The organism is Paenibacillus sp. FSL M7-0134 (assembly GCF_038007865.1).
Lineage (GTDB): Bacteria > Bacillota > Bacilli > Paenibacillales > Paenibacillaceae > Paenibacillus > Paenibacillus polymyxa_B.
Window position 1 is genome coordinate 537,133 of sequence record NZ_JBBOXV010000001.1, and the last position, 21,545, is coordinate 558,677.

Here is a 21,545-nt window from a genome sequence, read left to right on the forward strand (position 1 = left end):
TGTTACTCCTTTCCCTTTTCCACGTTGGTTGGGATATGAATCACTATCTTGGTGCCTTGATTCTCAGCTGATTCGATCTCCATTCTCCCCTCGAGCAGTTCAACCCTTTCCCGCATACCAATCAGACCAAAATGCCCATGATCTTTGCTTTTTTGCTGAAAAAGCTCTGGCTTGAAGCCCAAACCATTATCCTGCACCACGATTTTTACAAGCTGCGCCTGATAGGTAATCTCAACAAGCACATAGGTAGGATAAGCATGCTTGGCAGCGTTGGTCAAAGCTTCCTGGATCAGACGGTAAATGGCTGCTTCCATCGCGGAAGAGAGACGGTGTTCCTTGCCCCTTGTTTCAAAAAGCGATCTAATCTTCGTTTTTTCTTCAAAATCCTGCACATATTTCCGGAGCGTCGGAATAAGTCCCAGATCATCCAGGGCCATAGGACGCAAATTGAAAATGACCTTTCGCATTTCCTCAAGACTGGAGCGAACCTGTTTCTTCAAGTCTACTATTTCGTCCTGAACCATCTTAAATTCCTGCTTAGCGATCATTCTTTCCACAATTTCCGTCCTAAGCACTAGATGCGCAAGGAGCTGCGCAGGTCCATCGTGAATTTCACGGGATATGCGTTTGCGCTCCTCTTCCTGAGCCAAAATAATTTTCAGACCAATAAACTGCCGGTTTTTGGCCGATTCGATGATCCGCGTCACTTGTCCCAATTCGCCCGACAAATATTCCAGCACGACCCCCATCTGCGAACCGATGGTTTCGGCACGCTCGACAGAAGCCTCGACACTTTTGGCTCGCTTTTGAAGATCATCTCTTCTGGCTTTGAGATACATTTCCTTCTCACGGAAAATCATCACATCGAGTTGAAGCTGTGTTGCCTTCTCATAAGCCTGCTTGATATCCTCTTCCGAATAGCGAACGAAGTCACGGCTGACCTCAGTCAACCGAATGCGGGACCGCCGATAGTTCATTTCCAGCTGGTCCACCTTTTCGATCGTTTCTGCCGTTTCTTTCAAGACGCTCTGGAGCTCCTGATTTAACGTGACCAGCTCGGTCCGGGCCGTGTCCAATATTTCGAACATCTGATATTTGCTGTTCTCCATCACCTGGATGGCATTTTTAATGACTCGGTCTATGATATCGGCTTGAAAGTCCACAAATGTTCTACTCCAATCCTAGCATTTCAAGTATATATCATACCATATCATGACTGAAGGGTGATGGTCTTCGTTTCTTGTTCCCATTTTACAGTCATTCCTAACTGCTCAGACACGAGTCTTAACGGGACTAAAGTCCTACCTCCTAGCACAACGGGTGCAACATCAGTGCTTTGACGCTTCCCGTTCAGAACAACTTCTTTTTTCCCTACGGTCAAATCCATCAGCACACCGCCGCGCATAATGGTGATCCGCTGATCGCCCGCATTCCATTTAGCTTGTCCGCCAAATGCGTCCAGCACATACTTAATCGGAACATACGTTGAGCCATTGCGGGTCATCGGAGCTGCATCAATTGTTGTAGGCGTTCCGTTCACCGTCATTGATTTTTGTCCGATCGTCATCTGAGCTGTTCCCTTTTTGAGTCCTTCTGTACCGACCGTTCCCGGTGTATTAAAAGAAATATTATCAAAAGCAACATTGCCTGTTTTAGCGCGCTCGTCCTGACCCTCTGCCACATTGACCACATAAAGACGCTTCAGCTTCGCCGGATACGAAATATTCAAACCGCTCATATCTGCATTAATGGTTTTCCAGCCGTTCCAGTCGATCACTTTAGCGAGATCAATATATGCTGTTTTGCCTTGAGCATCCTCTAGCTCTGCACGCAGCCAGTTCAGACTCTTATCCCCTCTGACATCAATCGAGATGGAAGTAGCCGCCTGTTCAAGCGTTTTCCCGGATGTGCCGTTCAATTGAGCGTAAGCATACATTTTACCACTGCCGTTCGTCATATCGTAGTTCAGCTCTAGCACTTTGGAATTGGCATGGTCACCATCTCCTTGTACAACAGCCGCTGTGCCAGTAACACCTTCCACATTCGAAGTAAAATCAACCGGATACGAAACATTTTCGAAGTTCTCCCAGTTGTTTGTACTTGCTCCACCAGCAGACAGGAAGACGACAGCGCTGAAACCATCATAGCGACCGATGGCATAGCCCGTTTTTACGCCTGCATCCACCGTATTTACCGTAAGCTGATTGTCCTTGACACTTCCCTTAAAGCCGATGAACTCCCATTTGAGCGCATCGGACGTAATGCTGACACTCTGTCCATCTTTTGTCTTTGCCGTTACCGGTACAGCGATTTTAGCTCCAGCGGTAAGCGAGCCAGTTCCAGTGCCTGCGGTAAGTGATGAAATTTCATCTGCTCCAAGCACCGTGACCTTGGTTGTAGCGCTGGCTGAGCCACTGGATGCCGTTAAAGTAGCCGTTCCTGGTTTGGCTCCCTTTACAACGCCGCCGCTCACTGATACAACAGCCGGATTGCTGGATTTCCACGTCACTTGTACTTTCGAGGTATCAAATGGATTGTAGTAGTTGTCATAGCCTTTGAAGGAATAGCTTCCGGTCTGTCCAATCAGCAGCGTTTTATTGCCCTTGATGGTGAAGCCTTTGAGCGTTCCTTTAGGAGCATTGGTATATACCCCTACTCCATTTACAATACTACGTTGCTCTGTACCATATTCTGTATTGAACGTAAGCCCCGCTGTCGTATCTCCCAAATCACGTGTCACCATAGTGGTAGAGCCGCCCCCGTCAAGGTTCATCCCCTTCCAGACGCCAATATCCTTCATCAGCGTTTGCAGCTCGCTCAGGGATACACCAACGCTGTTCCCATTCTTCTCAACAGCAATGACATAAGCGTAACGCTTGTCACGAGAATATCCCAGAGCTGTACGCGCACGTGTCCCGCCTATGCTTGTTGTGCTCCGGGAAAAAGAGGTTTTCTGGCCGTCATTTACTAATATGGTATGTCCACCAATCATCATCTGAAGGTTAGAAGGATCTACTTCACTCCCTGTCGATTTAACACGAAGATGATAGCTCGTTTCTACGGTTTGTCCCACGGTCAGATGCGCTTTGGCATAATCAGCGGCTTTACCATGAGTACGTAAAATATAGCCATCCTGCGGAACGGTCATATTCAACGTAGCATTGTCGGAGACTTGTGTAACTACACCATTTTGTACCAAGATCTCGGTGGGCGTTGTCGAACTGTTTTTGGGGCGCTCAATTGCTTTCCAAGCAGATGTATAAATATACATAGCATTAGAGTGACTATAGTTGCCCCCACTCGTCTCAGGGGAATACGAAGCCTTGTTCATCCCCGCCAAAGAGAAGGACGACCCATCTCCAGCTTTCACTGTACCTTCAAAAGTAAACTGCTCCACCATCGGAGAACCATCCTTGGTTACAGCAAAGGCATACATACCCGTTAAATCAGACGGAGTAGACATCAACACACCCTTGGATACTTGTCCACCGATCGGCGCTCCCTCGCTGGAAGTATTAAAATAATCCCCGTTTACACCAGCAACCGCCCCGGTCTCTTTTGCCATGCCACCTGTGCTCTGACGGGTCGTAAACTGTCCATTCTTCCCCGTCATGACATCCAGCTTAACGTACGGATTTTGCAAGTCCACTCGAATGATATCAGCCAGCGCTGTTCCTTTGGAACCTTTAAAACGATATTTCAATAATGTTGCACCCGAAGTAATGATCTCTTCGCCCAATTTTACAGTTGAACCAGAGGCTGCACTTGCGATTGGAGCAGACATCCAACCATTCAAGGGGATTAGAGCCCCAGTTCCAGCAACCGGACCGACCCATAATACCCCTGCCAGTGTTAACACGGCCCATCTTTTAGCCATTCCTCTGCCATTAACTTTCACTTCACTCTGTTTCTTATTACTTAAAAACATTTGGATAATAGCTCCCATCTTCAATGTATTCAAACGGTTTTGTTCCGCGCGTGTACTCTATCAATAAACAAAAAAATCCTCTTATGTTAATAGACTTATTATATAGGCAAAAGTTACGAAAATCCCGTCAACTAATTCATAAAATCTAAAACGATGAATTGACGAATGCAATATCGGCGCACTATAATACATTTGAACTTATTAGTTCAAATAATACTGGTTAGTTCACAACTCCAATTATGACCCTATCGGAAGGATTGATAATCATGAATAAACAACGGGCCATCATCATATTCACTTTATCCCTGAGCATCGCACTCACCGGATGTTCTACAGAAAAAAAAGATGCCGCTCTAGGTTCATCAGCACAGCCAACCGTTGTGCGCACTGCAATCGTCAAATCCACACCCCTTCATACCGTCTATAACTTGTCAGGCACTCTTCAGGCTTATGAGGAGAACACACTGGCTTTCCAAAATGGAGGCACTGTAGCCAGTGCATATCTCACTGTCGGTACTGCTGTACAGAAGGGCGCCGTTATTGCTAGTCTGGATGACGCTGACTACAAACTTCAGGTGGCACAGGCGACAGCCTCCATCTTGGAAGCACAGGCTGGTATTGATAACGCACAGGCTAATTTACAGGCTGCTACCTCCTCGATTCAATCCGCCGATGCAGGCATTACAGGAGCTCGCGCGAATGTTAACAAGGTCAATAAAGGCGCACGTGCTCAAGAGAAACAACAAGCGCAAGCTACTGTAGATAAGGCACAAAGCGCTTATAACAAGGCCAAGACGGATAGCGAGCGTACACAGAAGCTGTTTGAGGCAGGCGCTGCTACTGCATCAGATAATGAAAATGCTCGCCTGAATGCTACCGCAGCCCTGAAAGACCTGGAACAAGCCAAGGAATCCCTGTCCCTTTTGCTGGAAGGGGCCACAGCCGAAGATCATCAATCCGCCCAAGCTTCCTTTCAAGATGCGCTTGCAGGTAAAAGCAAAGCCCTTGCGGCCAGTGAACAGGCTGCGGCTTCCCAAAAACAAGCCCATGCCAACTACGAAAAAGCCCTTGTCGCCAAGGGTCAGGCAGAGCTAGCACTATCACGCACCCGTTTAACCTCTCCCGTGAACGGCGTAATCTTAGACAAAATCGTGAATACAGGTGATTTGGTCGCGTCAGGGCAAGCCGTCTATCGCATAGGCTCCATCGACCGCCTCAAAGTAATGCTTCCTGTACCAGACAGTGAAATTAAGGATTGGAAAAAGGGTCAACAAGTAGAATTGGCGCTCTATGAAGAGACTCGTCAAGGTACGGTGTCTAACGTCTATCCTTCAACCAGCACCGACACGGGAAGGGTTAACGTAGAGATTGTTATAAACAATCCACAGCGAGACTGGTTACCCGGTCAGGTCATTAAAGCTGCTCAACAGGTGACCGACAAGAATGGGATTCTCGTTCCTGCCGAAGCAGTCATTAACACGGGAAGCAAGCCTTTTATTTTCAAAGACATTCAAGGAAAAGCTGTTAAAACCCCTGTGGAGCTTGGTAATCAGGTTGTAGATAATCAGTTGCAAATCGTATCGGGACTTCGTGAAGGCGAACGTATTATCGTTAAAGGGGCAGAAAACCTGTTTGATGGAAATGCGATTCAGTCGGAGGAAGGCGGACGCCCATGATTGAGTACATCGTAAAAAAGCGAAAAATTACATTGCTGTTTTTTGTCATGCTGATTTTGGTCGGAATCTTCGCCTTTTTCCAGTTACCACAGCAGGAAATGCCGGATGTCACCATACAGAATGCTATGGTAACAACAGTCTACCCTGGTGCTTCACCACAAAAAGTAGAACAAACCGTAACTAAAGAGCTGGAGAAACGCATTAAGGAAGTTGAAGGTGTTAAAACGATTAGTTCGACTTCTGGTAACGGATTCTCCTCAATTTTAATCGAATCCAAAAACGGAGTTGATCCTCAAACGGTTTGGGATGATATGCGTAAAAAAGTGCAAGATGCACAAGCTGATCTTCCTCAAGGTGCTGAAGTGCCTGTTGTAAATGACAAACTAACCAGCTCTTTTATTGGCTCCTATGCCCTAACAGCTGACTCTTCCGCACCACTGTATAAACTAAATGATTTAACAACAACTTGGAAAGATCAGCTTAATACCATTTCTGGCGTATCTAGCGTCAAATTCAATGGTCTCCCTGATCAAGAAGTACGTGTCCATATTGACAACCAGAAGCTTCAGCAATACCAGCTGTCATGGGGACAAGTAGCTCAAGCGATCCAGTCTCAAATTGATCGGGTTCCTACCGGTAATATTGAATACAACGGACGTACCTATCAACTTATTGTTCGCGAGACCGAAAAAGCTGATGAATTGAATCAGGTCCTTTTGACACGCACCAAAGAAGGTAATCCTGTATATTTGAGAGATGTCGGCACAACGGAGCTAGCACATCCTAATGCAGAATACTTTGCCTATGTAGAGGGTAAACCGGCCATTACGCTAAGTATTGGAGCAGAAACAGGCACAGACATCCCTTCTATGAGTGAAAAGGTCAATACCAAGCTCAAAGAGCTGGAGAAAACACTCCCCGCAGGTGTCCACTTTCAAACTCTTTTTGCACAAAAGGATCAGGTAAGCCATATCTTTGACGACTTAAAGCGTGAAACGATTCTTGCGATTGCGGCCGTTATTCTCGTTTGTATGTTGGGGCTGAATTTGCTCACCTCTGCATTTGTTGCACTGGCCATTCCTATTTCGGTTTCGATTGCCATTATCTTTTTGCCTATGTTCGGCATCACTCTAAATCAGATTTCCGTTGTCGGTCTGATCATCGTACTCGGCATACTCGTGGATGATGCCGTAGTTGTAAATGATAATATTGAGCGTAGACTTACGGAATTAGGAGAATCACCCTCAGTCGCAGCTGTAAAAGGTACCAAAGAGGTCATGCTTTCTATTTTGGTTGCAACTCTGGCCACCATCTCAGCTTTCGCGCCATTGTTGTTTCTTCCTGGAAATGTAGGTGCCTTTATTAAACCCATTCCTGCTATTGTCTCCCTGACCATGCTTGCCTCTATGATTATGTCGCTCACCATCATCCCTATTTTTCGAGAATGGTATGAGAAGCGCAGACAGGCTCGTCACCCTCAGGGTAAGTCTAAACCAGCAGGCTTGCTCGGCCAGCAGATTCATTCTTTAAACAAGCTCTATTCACAAAAACTGATGCCTAAGGTCATTCAGCGTCCCTTGTTGACAGCCATGGTCGGACTCATGCTTGGAACAGCCGCCTATGGATTAGTCCCCTTTACCTCAGTTGAACTTTTTCCTGAGTCGGAAGATCCTCATGTTGCACTAAATGTAAAAATGCCTGTAGGCACTTCAATTGCGGAAACCGACCAGGTCGTTAAAGACCTTGCAGGCTGGGTGAAAAAGCAACCTGAAACTTCCAAGGTCGTCTACAGCGCTGGAGGGACTGCCCCACAACTGTTTAGTGACATTAATAGTATGGGTGGAGATATTAGTTATAACGAAACGGTGGGGCAGATTGCTGTCGTCGGCAAAGAAAACGTATTCGATCTCAATACGACAGTGGATGCTTGGGAACAACATGTTAAGAAATCCTACCCTGGAGTTACAGTGACGATGTATGTTCCTCGTCTCGGGATTCCAGTGGGTAAGCCCGTTTCTATTCGTATCTCAGGTCAGGATCTGAATGAACTGCAAACCCTTGCCCAAAAAGCAAAGGAGCAGATCGCGACAGTAGAGGGCACAACAGGCATCGTGGATGATATAGGAATTGAACGATATGCACTGGAGCTTGAGGTCAACAAGCAAGCAATGGATCAGTACCTGGTAAGCTACACAGATTTGACTCGTACCCTGCTTCTATTAAAAGAAGGAGCTCAAGTCAGCCAATTTGATACTGGAAACAGTCTGGTTGATATTAAAATGTATTTGAATCACAGTGACGAGGAGCCAAGTAAGCTTTTCCAACAATTAAGTGTAGTTAATACAGCTGGTAAGCAAATACCATTAAACCAGCTCGTCCAGATTAAGCCTTCATTTGCTATTCAGCAAATCAAGCATTACAATATGGAGCGGACGATTACGGTGGAAGCCGACTTGAACGGACGAACTGCAAGCGAAGCGATGGTTGACGTTGAAAGTAAGCTGGCGCAAATGAAGTTCCCAGAAGGCTACAAATGGGAGGTTGGTGGAGAAACCTCTGACCAATCGACCATATTCAAGGACTTAGGACAGCTGGCGATCGTTGTAGTCTTGCTCATTTTACTCTTGATTACCATGCAATTTTATTCCCTCTCCATTCCTATTATTATTATGACGACCGTGTATCTGGCAGCAGCCGGCGGGATTATTGGTATTTTCTTGACCGGTATGCCTATCGGTTTTATGAGCATCATGGGAATTATTGCTCTCGCGGGCATTGTTGTGCGGAATGGGATTGTGTTAATTGAATTTATCGAGGATGCACGACATGAAGGAATGGAATTAAAGGAAGCCGTAATACAGGCGGCCGCTGCTCGCTTCAGACCTATTTTATTGACATCTTTGGCAGCAATTGTAGGTATGATTCCGTTAGCACTATTGGGAAGCCTGCTCTTTAAGCCACTGGCGTTTACCGTCATTTTCGGTTTGTTATTCTCGACCTTGTTAACCTTGTTTGTCGTGCCGTCCTTGTATATGATCATGGCCAAGTACAAGATGCGCCGTCAACTCAAAAGACAGCAGCACACAGTTATCACACGTGACCAACCTTTGTGAGGTATGAAGTGAATTCTTATGCTGTCGAGTTGGTCGGTCCCTAGGGGGAAGTATGTATGGAAAGTAAAAAAAATGATATTTTACAGGCGGCCATTCGGCTGTTCTCCAGAAAAGGCTATTATTCAACATCTGTTGAAGAAATCGCCAAAGAAAGTGGGATGGCGAAGGCATCCTTCTATAAATATTTTCAAGGAAAAGAAGAACTCCCTCTAGAAATGTGTATCATTCTGGAAAATAACATTGAACAAGACATCCGGGCTCTCTACAGTAAACCTGATCTTTCTAAGCACGATAAACTACATGGTTTTATTGTACTTTACTTGAAAAATCTCGTTGAAAACAAAGTGTATCTCATGATGGATCTTCCTGAGCCTTCCATGCTTATTTTTCAGAATGAACATCTCAATTACGCGTTCGAGAATCATGAATACAAATTGTACAAATGGGTTCGCGACTGCCTGATTGATATTTTTGGACCGAGCATTGAAGATCATGCATGGGATATGACCTTTGTACTTAAAAGCATTGTGTTTGAATATATTCGCTTCTTTGCCGATCGGATGAATGATGAAACGATTGAACATCTAACGCAGTTTATCATCTTCTTATCCAGTTCCTTGGCAACCAGCCTGAACAATGCTGATTCAGCTCCACATTTGTTCTGGAGCAAGCAAGGCTGGTTGCCTGAAAGTGCTCTAAGTAATCCCTTTGACCAAGGCCGTCAAATTAACAGCCTTCTCCACTCCTTGGAAGACAGTATACTGCTGTCTTCGTGGAGTTCAGAGGAGAAACAGGAGTGTCAGCAAATCTACGCTCATTTAAAGGAAGAGGCTCTGAAATCGAACCCTCAGAAAGGCCTCCTGAAAGCCCTTTTTGCGTATTTGGAGCAGTACAAGGAACTGCAAAAGGTTTGTCGTTTACTTAAAAATTTATTGGACCATGCACCGATATCCGAGTAGTCACTCAGCATTCGGTACATCTGAGCAAATTCATACTTAACAGTGAAACACATCAAAAAAAGACTGTTCATGCAAAGCATGAAACAGTCTTTTTGGGTTATTACTTTTATTTTGATAACATACGAGGAGTTACAGCCCCGCTTGTTCTTTTAGAATTTCAGCTTTATCTACGCTCTCCCATGGTACATCCAAATCTGTACGGCCAAAGTGACCGTAGGCAGCAGTTTGCTTATAAATTGGACGACGCAGATCCAACATGCGAATAATGCCTGTTGGGCGCAGATCAAAGTTATTTCGGATCAATTCAACCAGCTTCTCATCACTCACTTTACCCGTACCGTATGTATCGACGTTAATCGAAACAGGCGTAGCGACACCGATGGCATAAGCAAGCTGAATTTCCACTTTGTCTGCCAATCCTGCTGCTACGAGGTTTTTCGCTACATAACGAGCAGCGTAAGCAGCGGAACGGTCCACTTTGGTCGGATCTTTACCGGAGAATGCTCCCCCGCCGTGACGTGCATAACCACCATACGTATCCACAATAATTTTGCGGCCTGTCAGACCTGCATCTCCTTGAGGGCCACCGATAACAAAGCGTCCTGTCGGATTAATGTAATACTTGGTTTGCTCATCCAGTAATTCGGCAGGGACAACTGGCAAAATAACCTTTTCTTTGATGTCTGCTTGAATTTGCTCCAAAGTAGTATCCTCTGCATGCTGCGTAGAAACCACAATAGCATCAATACGAACAGGTTTACCATTTTCATACTCTACCGTTACTTGGGTTTTACCGTCTGGACGAAGGTAATTCAGTGTTCCATCCTTACGTACTTCAGACAAGCGTCGTGCAATACGGTGAGACATAGCGATAGGCAAAGGCATCAACTCAGGTGTCTCGTTCGTAGCAAAACCAAACATCAATCCTTGATCCCCAGCCCCAATGTTTTCCGTTTCTTTATCTACTTCAGCAGGATCACGGCTTTCCAAGGCAGCATTAACCCCTTGAGCAATGTCCGGCGACTGTTCATTCAAAGAAGTCAATACAGCGCAAGTATTATAGTCGAAACCGTATTTCGCACGTGTATAGCCAATTTCCTTAATCGTATTACGTACAATGGATGGAATATCCACGTATTCCGATTTGGAGCTGATTTCACCAATGACGAGAACGAGACCAGTAGCTACCGATACTTCACATGCTACCCGTGCATTAGGGTCATTAGCCAGAAAGGCATCCAAAACAGCATCGGATATCTGATCACAGATTTTATCCGGATGGCCTTCTGTTACAGACTCGGACGTGAACAAATGACGGCCTTTTACAGACATGAATTTCAACCTCCCACAATTAAAATACATGAGGATTTATAAAAAAATCCTGACATGGCAATGGTATTATTCAGATACCTTCAAGCCAACAATTGGCGGGAGATATCTTGTTACACCTGATTAATAAAAAATGAACCTTTTCCGGTAGGAAAAGGTTGCGTACAAGCCTCAAATGCCATGATATCCTATTTAAAACAAGGTGTCAATTCATACAGCCCAATTACAACTTTCGAAATTGAGGTAAGTTTACATGCAAACCATTTTCAATTCACATGTAAATAACCCCAGTTTATACGCTACTATATAATCAAAAACTGTAAAAATTATTGCAATTTACAATGTACCATATTCAGATAAGCTACGTTCAGCAGATTGTATCAATCGCTTAGTAATTTCACCACCAACTGAACCGTTCTGTCTTGAAGTTAAATCACGCCATGCTACATTTTCGCTCCCCGCAAACTCCCCCAATTCTGCAGCAAATTCACTGTCAGCCTTAGGTTGTATATGTGCATATTGGGGATTATAAACAGGCAGCCCAAATTCAGCAGCGATCTCATACTTCAAATCATCTAACCTGGCACGGCTTTCAGGAATTAATCGTCTTTGACCTCTTGATGCCATCGTATACACCCTCCACTAAAAGTATTGTCTTTCATGGGGGTAGTGTGCAGCGATTAGGTTCAACTTAGCCAAGAACAATTTGCTATCCCAAGCAGTATTTAAGAAAAAGAGCCACCGAAAGCAACTTATATACAAAACAGTTTACTGAACAGTATAACCGCCTCGTACCATAACGACCAGACCAAACTTCTGACCTTCTTTTACTTGAATACCTCTTCCTTCTCTAGGAAACGATAATAAATGATTTTTCTCGACAGCCTGATTATGAACAATTTCCGTTCCAGAAGTAATATCAATAGCACCACTGGCATCCATACTATACACAACGGCATAACCATTACGTAAAATAAATTCCGAGCCTGCTTTGGCAATCAGTTTTTGACCAGGCTTTACATCAACAACCTTTAAAGCCTCTGTCTGCTCTGGTGTGAAAGTTTTTCCTGCACTAGAAGTTCCTGACGCCGTTGTGTTAGAAGTAGTGTTTGTTGCTGGAGCATTCGAACTAGTCGTTTTACTACTAGTGTTACTTGCTGGTACTCCACCTTTAATTGCCTGAGCAATTTTTTGGTCAACATAGCTTTTGGTTACGACTGGATCATCAGCTGTACCAGGTTGTCCAGAACTGGAGGCACCATTAACTGAATTGTTCATTAAGGAACCAGCAACAATTCCTCCTCCAAGTAAAACAGCAGCCAACGATACTTTATAGCGTGATTTCATGAAGTCCTCCTACAGCAGGTTATAGCAAGTATAGGTTAAGCTTTAATTATTGTGCGCTAGCTCCAGAAGAACCCTGCATAGCCCAAGGCTTATCAAAAGCCAACTTCAAAGTATCAATATTTGTAACTATATCTTCGGCCTGTTGCTCAGCAGTAGTGACTTTCAAATTAGCTTCATAAACCTGAAGCTCTGTAGCCAACCCAACATCAAATTGCTTCTTAGCCATATCAGCCGCACTTCTAGCACTCACCAAACCAGCTTGAATCTGTGAGTACTGGCTTTCTAATGCTTTGATGTTATTATAAATTGTTCTTACTGCTTCTTCGAGTTGTCTCTTTGTGCCTTCTGTAGCATACTGAGCTTTCTCGACATTAAGTTGCTCAGCTTCGTAAGGTGTGTTTCCTGGCGTACTAAAATTGTAGAGCTTCAGGCTCAATTCAGCTAAATCCACTTTTTGCTCGCTCAGCCAAATGGCCGTGCTGCTAGTAAGTACTTGGCTTACTTTAGTTTCCACATTATCTTTGAACTCAGAATAAACAGGCTTATCCTTTAATTCATAACGTTGCTCTGGTTTATAACCAATCACTTGGTTCAAAGATACATATGCACTATCTAGATCTTTTTTTGCCTTCTCTAAAGCAGCTTGATTTTGAGTCACCTGATTAGTTGCTTGCGTAACCTCATAGTCACTCGACATCTGATTATCTCGTTTAATTTGTGCTACTTTCAGTTTGCGCTCGGTATCTTCAATATTCAATGCAGCCAGCTTAACGGCATTTTGCTTTTGAAGGAGCTTATTGTAAAGATCTTTTACATTATATTCAATACTTTCTTTGGTCATTTCCAGATTCTTTTTGGTAGCCTCATAATTAAGATTCGTTTGGGCATAACCTTTGTAAGCTTTATCTTGCCCCTCATAACCTGCTTCTGCTGGAACAAAGTCAATATTTTTGCCTGTCTCTTTCAAAATTTTTCCTGCCTGATCAATACTCACTTCTCCTGTTTTAACAGAAGCACTATCAGCAATAGCCAGTTTCACTGCATCTTCATAGGTCAAAGAATCATTATAGTAGGTATCGTAAGTAACTTTGGTCACAGGAGCTGCGAGTGGCTTACTGGACATACTATTGGTTTGATCACCAGTAGTGCTACCATTAGCTTGATTGGAAATGGTTACTGTTCGTGTAGTCTGATCCCAATTTACTTTGGCGCCTAATGATTGGCTCACAAAACGTAAAGGAACGAGTACTTGACCCTTTTGAATTTGAGTTGCTGCATCCAGTTGTACAGGATTACTATTTTTATAAGCAAGCTTAGAACCAACATTCAAAGTCAACATATCTTCATTTTTAGAAGCAGTTACTTTTTTAGCTTTGCTGTCCCAATCGACTTTCGCACCCAAGCTTTCGAAGACTCCACGCAGAGGCACCAAAGTGGTATTTTGGCTAACTATAGGAGCTTGCGTATATTGCTGAGTTACACCGTTAATAATAACCTTTATATCACCTGCTTGAGCTCCTGCAAAATTGGCAAATGCAGAAGAAAGAACCAATGTAGAAAGTGCTGCCACTCCAAAACGTTTCATAATTTCTCTCCTTTGTCAATAAGACTAATAAAAGAAAAGGGCTCCAAAAGGAACCCTCTTCTAATCTAATTCAGTTAACTCAAAAGAGTTGCTCTTAAATTAGTTGTTGTTTTCAACAGTTACTGTTTTAGCAGTTGCATCATAGTTGATGGATGCATCCAACGCTCTGCTCACCCAGAAGATAGGCAGTACAGTACGGTTTTTGTTAGTTACAGCTTTAACGTCCATACGAATCACAGAACCGTTAACAGTCAACAGGTTAGTGTTCAGTTTGATTTGAGCAACGCGGTCACCTTTAATCAGGGTAACTGTGGAAGTTGCTTTGTCAAACAGGATGTTTTGTGGGGATACACCCAAAGCTTCAGCTGCATAACGTACTGGCAAGTAAGTGCGTCCGTTTTCAGCATAAGCAGCTACATCAGAAGTTTTACTTTCGCCGTTCACAGTGTAGGAAGTGCTTCCCAGTGTGAAGACAGCTTTAGTTTTAGTAGCACCTGGAGCTGGAGTTCCAACAGTTGCGATTGCTACTTCAGCAGCTGCAGTGTTGTTGTCTTTCCAGTTTTGAGTGTTGTCAGTTGCGCCTTTGTATGCAGTGTAAGAAACTGCGCTACCTTTCAGCTTAGCAACGATGTCGCCTTGAGCTACAGTACGGTCAACAGTCAGCTTAGGAGCCGAGATTGTTATTGTACTTGGAGTAGCACTTTCGCTGTCGATGTAGAAGCTCAGACGGCCTTTGTTGCTTTCGCCGTAAGTATCAGTAGACACGCTCTTCACTTTAACGTCACCAGCTGTAACTTTTACTTCTGGAGTAGAAGCAAAACGTACGCCTGTTGGCAATTCCAAGATCACTTCACGGCTACCGTCTTTCTTAACGAAAGCTTCTTTAGCAGCTTCAGTGATTGTGATATCGCCAACTTGTTGATCGCCCAGACCGATTGTCAGGGTTGGTTTGGAAGCAGCAGCCAGAGTAACTGCTTGTTTCACAGTTGCAACCTTAACATTACCGCTCAGACCTTGGCTACCCGCAACTTCAACGTTCAGATCGCCAGAGAAACCTGGTTGCGTAGCAACTTCAACGTTTCTCAGTTTCAAAGTACCAGCATCAGTTGTGCTGTTAGGGTTGTTGAAAGTCAGTTTCAAAGTACGCTTGTCAGAGTCAGTGTAAGATACTTCTGCTCCACCCAATCCGTTAGTATTTTCCATAGAACCAGCAAAGCTGTTTCCTGGGTTATTACTCTTGAAAGTTTCCTGCCAACGAGCACCTTCAGGCAGACGCAAAGTTACAGTACGACCTTTTACAAAAGATTTAGCAACAGTTTCTTTAATTACGATGTCGCCAACTTTTTGTTCGTCGTGCCCAGCAAGGATAGTTGTTGGAGTAGCTACAGTAACACCACCACCGATTTCACCATAGTTACCAACAACAAGGGAACTAACATCAGTTGTTGCATTACCGGAAACGCTAACAGTAACGTCGCCTTGTTTAGCGTTAGTTTCATCGTCTACATGGAATTTAACTGGCAATTGGAAAGAATTTTGTTTAGAGCTTTTCACAGTATCTTTCAATCTTACAGTAAGAGTATCACCATCTGATTTTGCATCAATGTCAGCAGCAGCGATATCACCAAAAAGAATTGCTGCTGTACCAGAAGCATCCCATTTAAAACCACTTGGTAATTTCAACTTGATATAGTTACTACCTGTCAAAGAACCAGCAGTTTCTTCTTTAACTTTCAACGTTGCTGTGAAGTTATCTTCACTGGAAACTGTATCATTTGCCGCAAGAGAAACTTGGCCAGAAGAAACAACGTTTGCGATTGTAATTTCACCACTAGTCAAACCACTATTGGAAGCAGCATCAATAGCTGCTTTAACTGGACCATTACTTGGACCAGCTACATTAATTCTACTAAAGTTCAAGAAAAGAATAACATCATCTTTGATGTTGTCTTGACCCGTAAAAGTAATTTTTGCGGAGTTTACGTTAACCGGTTTACCATCAGTGTCATAATTATTGATGATCGGATCAACTTTAATACCAGTATCCTTATTATCATCAAAATCAGCGTATACACCCAAACCATAAGTAGCATCACTTACACTACCCGTACCATTAGTTGTGCCTGTTACACCAGCAATTTTCGCAACATCACTACTGTTGAAATAAAAACCTTTAGGCAAAGTAACAGTAAAAGAAGAACCCTCTCTTACAGAAGCTTTGCTCACTGTAACTTTCACTCTGCTATCAAGATTAGTGAAATTTTCAGCATTTCCACTAATAGTAGGAGTGTTCACAGTTGTGAAACTAGAAGATGCATGGATAGCAGTTGGTGCAGTCAATGCTGCGATTGGAGCTGCTACACCAGCAACCAATGTTGCTGTTGCCAGCACGTTGATCATTTTTTTGTTAAACTTTGTCATAACCTTTTTTTCTCCTCCTTGAATATAACCAGAAATATTATTTTTGTCTTTTTGTCGGATCTTGTCACTCATCAGTCGTTACACCTCCTTTCCGAGCTTTATGAGAACCCTTATAAAATGATATCTGTGACAATATCACAGAAGCTTGGAAACTAGTTGAAAGAAAGCGTCCATTTATGACGTACTCCAGTATTATACAATGTGATAACAATGCAGTAAAGATTTTTTTTAGCGAATTTTGTCTTTACGCTTTTGTACCCCTTTGTTTCATACTCACCCAATTAGACGTAGCATAGGTTCAAAAAGTTGCGTCTGTTTTCAAAAAAAATTTTTATTTTTTTTGATTATGTATTCCGCTTCCCACAGTAATAATTATACTATTGAACCTGTTCCTCCGTCATCCTACAACTTTTACCTTATCAACCTTAAATGTACAAAGATTATTTTCGTACATTTAAGTCGGTCTTTAATGGAGTATATTCGTTAAGAATTATCCATAGAATATATAAAGCACATAAAGTCTATAGATTCCCTTGAAATCTAATACTCTAATACACTTTAAGTAGTAGGAATGACGGAGTAACAGTGATTTACGGTAAATATAACCGAGACAAATTACTTCACTACATTAATCTTCGCGCCATCCGTAAGCAGACTAACGCCCTTAACGACAACATTTTGTCCTTCAGCAAGCCCCTTGGTTACCTCAATCTGTTTGGCACTTTCCTGGCCTGTCTGCACCTCTACCCGCTTAGCCACTGTTCCTTCCACTACATAAGCATACTTTTTCCCTGCCTGCTCCGTAATAGCATCCTGCGATACCAAAATATTTTTAGGAGCTTCTGATTTCATGTATACAGTTACAACCATCCCTGATTTTAATTCACCAGAACCATTAGGAACTGAGATCTCGACAGGATATGCCTTGAGATCATTATCCATTACCGGATTGACGGCCGATACTCTGGCCTCAATTCGCTTATCTAAGGAGTCCACACCTACAGTCACAGATGAACCCACCTGCAACTTAAGAAGCTCAGATTCAGAAACGTTAACTTTAGCAATAATAGGATTGGTATTCGCTATTGTAGCAACCGCGGATTGTGCACTAACCATTTGCCCCTGGGTTCCTGTTACTACCGATATCGTGCCGGAAATTGGAGCTTTGACTACAGCATCCACCAGTTGACTACGAGCTGTGTCTAAACTGGACTTAGCCTGATTGACAGAAGCACGTGCTACGTCAATGCCCGTTTTCTGTTGTGCAAGACGTAATGATTTAAGAGCATTATTATATGTTGTTTGTGCACTTTCCTTGGATGTTTGCGCATTGTGAAGTGTGATCTGTGCATTCTCCACCGCAGTCAAAGCTCTTCTATGCGCTATTTGAGACTGCTCTAACTCGGATTGAGATAGAGCGCCCGCACTAAACAACTGTTGGTTGCGATTGAGCGTATTTTGAGCATCACGCACTGAACTCTGAGCATCAACCAGACTGGTCTGAGCTTGGGTGATGGTGTTGTCTTGCTGGACAAGCGCACTTTTGGCTTGATCCACGCTGGATTCTGCCTGCTGCACCGATTGTGCTGCGCCAGACTCAGCCTGCTTTAAATTAGCTAAGGCAACCTGGTACGATTCCTGGGATTGCTTAATCGAGTCCCGCAAGTCCTTTTGGTCTATAGTAAACAATGTGTCACCCTTATTTACTTTTTGCCCCACTGTAAGGTTAATGCTTTGAATTTTGCCACTAATTTTCGGAGACACCTGAGCCGTCTCTTTAGGAGCAAAGCTTCCAATAATACCTGTTGAATCGTTAATACTACCTTTGGTCACTTTTGCCACTTGGACCGGAATGGCTTGCTGCGCCGTAGTCGGTGCGGCAGGAGCCTCCCCCCCACCGCAACCCGCTAATGCAACTGATAAAAGCAAAGTTGTAGCAATCAGAGCACTTTTTTTATTCATTATGTTTCTCCACCTCACCTTATATATGAACACTTTTTTGTAGTTTCGCTTCTTTTTTTAATTCTCTCTTCGCTTGTCTTTTTAATTTCCGATTCTTACGTTTTTCTATCATATTATCCATGATGACGTAGACTACCGGAATAAGAATCAATGTAATAACAGCTGCGAAGGATAACCCGAACACAACAACAACTGCCATCGGTGCTTGTGTCTCGTTACCACTGCCTGTAGCAAATGCCATTGGGAGCAAAGCTAGTACAGTAGCCAGCGTGGTCATCAAAATCGGACGCAACCGCTCAGACGCTCCATGAATAATAGCTTCATCCCGATCTTGGCCGTCTTTTCGGAGCTGAATTATAAAGTCAATCATAACAATGGCATTGTTGACGACCAAACCGACGAGCATGATGTAACCTGTCAAAGCTGAAACGCTGAGACTCGCCCCGGTTACAGCTAAACCGATAAGCACACCAATTACCGTAGGTGGAACGGAAAACATAATAACAAACGGTGTGAGCAACGATTCGAACTGTCCTGCCATAACCATATAAATGAGCACGACAGATAGCAAAATAGCTATCGCTAAGTTCATGAAAGACTCCATCATTTGTTCATTTTGGCCGCCACCCGTATCTGCACTGTAGCCCTCTGGGAAGTGAGTAGTCTTCAATAGAGCATCTATTTTTTGATTAATAGTAAGAATATCCCCTGTTCCATCAATATCAGCTGTAATCTGCACTTGACGCGTTTGGTCTTCACGAGTAACAGTATCGGGTACAGTCCGTTTATCAATACTTACTACGGAAGACAAAGGTACATCAATACCTTGCGAAGTGGTGATCCGTAAGGCTTTTAGATTTGACAAATCATGGCGGTTTTTCTCTGGCAACGATATCTTCACATCAATCTGATCTTCACCTGTACGATAGCTTGTGGCGACTGATCCATTAAAAGAAGTATTCACTGCAGATAAGATTTGGGTCGCTGATAAGCCATATCGACTTGCAAGTTCCCGATTAACGGTAATCTCATATTCTTCGCGAACAGCACTCAAGGTACTTTTCACATTGACCGTACCCGGTATGTTTTTTACGTCCGCAACGAGATTGTCCGAGAGTTCTCTCAGGACGTCAATATCGTCACCTTTTAAGTTAATATTAACAGCCGCTCCGCTTGAAAGGCCTGTTGTAGACGCCATTGTAATCTCTGCATCTGGAATGCTATCAAATTTCTTACGAAGGCCATCAACTATAACATCTGTTGCCTGATGTCCATCCTTCAGTGTTACACTTAGATCTGCTGAGTTGGTTGGAGCTGCCCCTGAATAACCAGAATTGCCACCAGAACCAACAGTCACTGTCATTTTATCTAGATCCGGAACTTTCAAAATTTCTTTTTCTATATCTTGAACAACCTTTTCCGTTTCTTCCAAGACCGTTCCATTAGGAAGTTTCACGTTAATTGTGAATTCCCCAGTATCGGATGCTGGGATAAATTCAGCCTTAACGAAAGGAACTAGAGCCCCAGCTGCCACAAACATTAATAAAGTAATAATTAACACAGATTTTCTATGGTTAATTCCCCACTTCAGTATACGGCGATACCCACTCTTAAATTTCTCGAAACCAATATTAAACCACACAATAGGGTTAACACCCTTATAAGTACCTGAAGAATAAATGGATTCATCTGGCACGGTAGGTAGCCAACGTGATCCCAGCATCGGCACAATCATAAGGGATACAAGCAAGGCTGCAATGTGAGAGAAAATAACTGTTAACGCCAACGGTTTAAATAGAACTCCCGCAATTCCGTCAACAAAAACAACTGGTAAAAATACTACGATCTGCGCAAGTGCAGATGCCATAACGGCATTACCCACCTGCTTGGAGCCATCAATAGCCCCTTGTAGCATGCTTTTCCCTTCATGTCGCTGTCTAAAAATATTCTCAATAATAACAACCGCAAAATCGACAAAGGATCCTAACCCCAGAAGCAAACCGCTCAGTGAAATAATATTAATGGTTTGTCCGGTGAAATACATCATCATAAACGTAGCTACGAAGGAAATTGGAATAACGATAGTAGCAATAATGGTAGAACGTATACTATTCAAAAATAACAGCAACACAATAGCTGCGATAATAAGTCCCAATATAGCATGCTCTACTAGTGAGTGTACGGAGTCGCTAATCGGTTTGGATGCATCTGTTACCATCTCCAATTGAGTTCCCGGAGGCAATTCCTTCCGTATCGAATCTAAACTATCCTTTACAGAATCGGCGATTGAAAGGGTATTCCCCCCTGTGGCTTTAGTAACAGAAATATTGATACTTGGCTTTCCGTTATAGGTAGAAATGGTTGTAACATCATCCAAGGAATCTTCAACTGTCGCGATGTCCTTTAGCTTAATGCTTCCCTTCCCTACTGGAATTGGCGTTTCACCCATTTCTGAAACAGCTTTGTATTCACCTTGAACCCGAAGTTGGATTTCTGTATTACCTCGGTACACCGAACCAGCAGAACCCGCTACGTTATTAGACGATAGCGCTTGGCTGATTTGATCTAGCGTAATGCCATAGCTTTGAAGTTTGGCTTGGTCTACAGTAATCTTCACAAGCCGAGCTTGCCCACCTGACATGTTGGCTGCAGCTACTCCCGCAATTCTTTCAAGCCGCGGCTCAATAATATCTTCAGCAATAGGCTTCAACTTGTTAATATCCTGGTCTCCTGTAAGAGAGAGCGTAATAACCGGCGTTGCGTTGAGATCCACCTTAAGGACACGCGGCGAATTAGCCGCCTTGGGAAGAGACCCTTTAACCCCATCAACTTTATCTCGCATGTCGAGGGTTGCTTGATTGATATCTACTCCCCAGTTAAATTGAATCATGACCATAGATGTTCCTTCTGAAGACTCGGACATGATTGTGTCCACGTTCTCAATAGAAGCCAGACTTTTCTCAATAGGTTTAGTAACCAATTCCTCAACTTCTGTAGGCGTTGCATTTGGAATACTAGTCACCACTGCAGCGAATGGCAGCTTCATATCCGGCATTTGCTCTACAGGAAGTCTTAACGCAAAAATACCGCCCCCGATTAACAAAGCAATAATTAACATAAATACTGTTACAGGACGGCGTATTGAAAACTGAGACATCTCATCACTCCCCACTCACTTCTCTATGTAATATTAAAACACACACATCCTCTACTACGATGAAATAG

Annotated in this window: 12 protein-coding genes; 3 read left to right on the forward strand and 9 right to left on the reverse strand. The window is 43.4% G+C overall.

Annotated elements, in window-relative coordinates:
- Positions 1-2 precede the first annotated feature (2 nt).
- Both NSQ58_RS02250 and NSQ58_RS02255 read right to left on the reverse strand, forming a co-directional pair.
- Positions 3-1,163, reverse strand: coding sequence for a sensor histidine kinase (locus NSQ58_RS02250; RefSeq protein ID WP_013312293.1), 1,161 nt, complete (start codon positions 1,161-1,163; stop codon positions 3-5).
- Between the two features lie 47 nt (positions 1,164-1,210).
- Complete coding sequence (locus NSQ58_RS02255; protein WP_076264496.1) at positions 1,211-3,928, reverse strand: stalk domain-containing protein; 2,718 nt, start codon at positions 3,926-3,928, stop codon at positions 1,211-1,213.
- A gap of 266 nt (positions 3,929-4,194) precedes the next feature.
- On the opposite strand from NSQ58_RS02255, the gene NSQ58_RS02260 reads away from it, so the two are divergent.
- From NSQ58_RS02260 to NSQ58_RS02270, 3 genes are read left to right on the forward strand one after another with little or no spacing between them, the layout of a single operon-like run.
- Positions 4,195-5,604 (forward strand): efflux RND transporter periplasmic adaptor subunit, encoded by a 1,410-nt coding sequence (locus tag NSQ58_RS02260; RefSeq protein WP_076295816.1) that lies wholly within the window; start codon positions 4,195-4,197, stop codon positions 5,602-5,604.
- Positions 5,601-8,717, forward strand: a complete 3,117-nt coding sequence (locus NSQ58_RS02265; RefSeq protein ID WP_341056822.1) for an efflux RND transporter permease subunit — start codon at positions 5,601-5,603, stop codon at positions 8,715-8,717. The genes NSQ58_RS02260 and NSQ58_RS02265 overlap by 4 nt, the downstream gene beginning before the upstream one ends.
- Before the next feature lie 56 nt (positions 8,718-8,773).
- Entirely contained in the window at positions 8,774-9,676 is a 903-nt protein-coding gene (locus NSQ58_RS02270) for a TetR/AcrR family transcriptional regulator (RefSeq protein WP_028542162.1), read from the forward strand.
- Positions 9,677-9,805: 129 nt separating this feature from the next.
- Here the strand turns inward: NSQ58_RS02270 and metK are convergent, their stop codons facing one another.
- From metK to NSQ58_RS02305, 7 genes are all read right to left on the reverse strand, one after another.
- Positions 9,806-11,008 carry a methionine adenosyltransferase gene (metK, locus tag NSQ58_RS02275; protein ID WP_013312298.1) on the reverse strand — a complete coding sequence of 401 codons (1,203 nt, stop codon included), beginning with the start codon at positions 11,006-11,008 and terminating at the stop codon, positions 9,806-9,808.
- A 333-nt stretch (positions 11,009-11,341) separates the two neighbouring features.
- On the reverse strand, positions 11,342-11,632 hold the full coding sequence (locus NSQ58_RS02280; RefSeq protein ID WP_023990686.1) for an alpha/beta-type small acid-soluble spore protein: 291 nt from the start codon (positions 11,630-11,632) through the stop codon (positions 11,342-11,344).
- 141 nt (positions 11,633-11,773) lie between these two features.
- On the reverse strand, positions 11,774-12,352 hold the full coding sequence (locus NSQ58_RS02285; RefSeq protein ID WP_264454449.1) for a hypothetical protein: 579 nt from the start codon (positions 12,350-12,352) through the stop codon (positions 11,774-11,776).
- 46 nt (positions 12,353-12,398) lie between these two features.
- Complete coding sequence (locus NSQ58_RS02290; protein ID WP_341056823.1) at positions 12,399-13,937, reverse strand: stalk domain-containing protein; 1,539 nt, start codon at positions 13,935-13,937, stop codon at positions 12,399-12,401.
- A 99-nt stretch (positions 13,938-14,036) separates the two neighbouring features.
- Complete coding sequence (locus tag NSQ58_RS02295) at positions 14,037-16,430, reverse strand: copper amine oxidase N-terminal domain-containing protein (protein WP_341056824.1); 2,394 nt, start codon at positions 16,428-16,430, stop codon at positions 14,037-14,039.
- A 543-nt stretch (positions 16,431-16,973) separates the two neighbouring features.
- Positions 16,974-18,320, reverse strand: coding sequence for an efflux RND transporter periplasmic adaptor subunit (locus tag NSQ58_RS02300; RefSeq protein ID WP_341056825.1), 1,347 nt, complete (start codon positions 18,318-18,320; stop codon positions 16,974-16,976).
- Positions 18,321-18,339: 19 nt separating this feature from the next.
- On the reverse strand, positions 18,340-21,477 hold the full coding sequence (locus NSQ58_RS02305; protein ID WP_023990691.1) for an efflux RND transporter permease subunit: 3,138 nt from the start codon (positions 21,475-21,477) through the stop codon (positions 18,340-18,342).
- Positions 21,478-21,545: the final 68 nt, after the last annotated feature.

Bases quoted from the DNA above. Each gene is read 5' to 3' on its own strand.
- NSQ58_RS02290 (WP_341056823.1), bottom strand. From the start codon at position 13,937: ATGAAACGTTTTGGAGTGGCAGCACTTTCTACATTGGTTCTTTCTTCT.
- NSQ58_RS02265 (WP_341056822.1), top strand. From the start codon at position 5,601: ATGATTGAGTACATCGTAAAAAAGCGAAAAATTACATTGCTGTTTTTT.
- NSQ58_RS02255 (WP_076264496.1), bottom strand. From the start codon at position 3,928: ATGTTTTTAAGTAATAAGAAACAGAGTGAAGTGAAAGTTAATGGCAGA.
- NSQ58_RS02285 (WP_264454449.1), bottom strand. From the start codon at position 12,352: ATGAAATCACGCTATAAAGTATCGTTGGCTGCTGTTTTACTTGGAGGA.
- NSQ58_RS02295 (WP_341056824.1), bottom strand. From the start codon at position 16,430: ATGAGTGACAAGATCCGACAAAAAGACAAAAATAATATTTCTGGTTAT.
- NSQ58_RS02280 (WP_023990686.1), bottom strand. From the start codon at position 11,632: ATGGCATCAAGAGGTCAAAGACGATTAATTCCTGAAAGCCGTGCCAGG.
- metK (WP_013312298.1), bottom strand. From the start codon at position 11,008: ATGTCTGTAAAAGGCCGTCATTTGTTCACGTCCGAGTCTGTAACAGAA.
- NSQ58_RS02270 (WP_028542162.1), top strand. From the start codon at position 8,774: ATGGAAAGTAAAAAAAATGATATTTTACAGGCGGCCATTCGGCTGTTC.
- NSQ58_RS02305 (WP_023990691.1), bottom strand. From the start codon at position 21,477: ATGTCTCAGTTTTCAATACGCCGTCCTGTAACAGTATTTATGTTAATT.
- NSQ58_RS02300 (WP_341056825.1), bottom strand. From the start codon at position 18,320: ATGAATAAAAAAAGTGCTCTGATTGCTACAACTTTGCTTTTATCAGTT.
- NSQ58_RS02260 (WP_076295816.1), top strand. From the start codon at position 4,195: ATGAATAAACAACGGGCCATCATCATATTCACTTTATCCCTGAGCATC.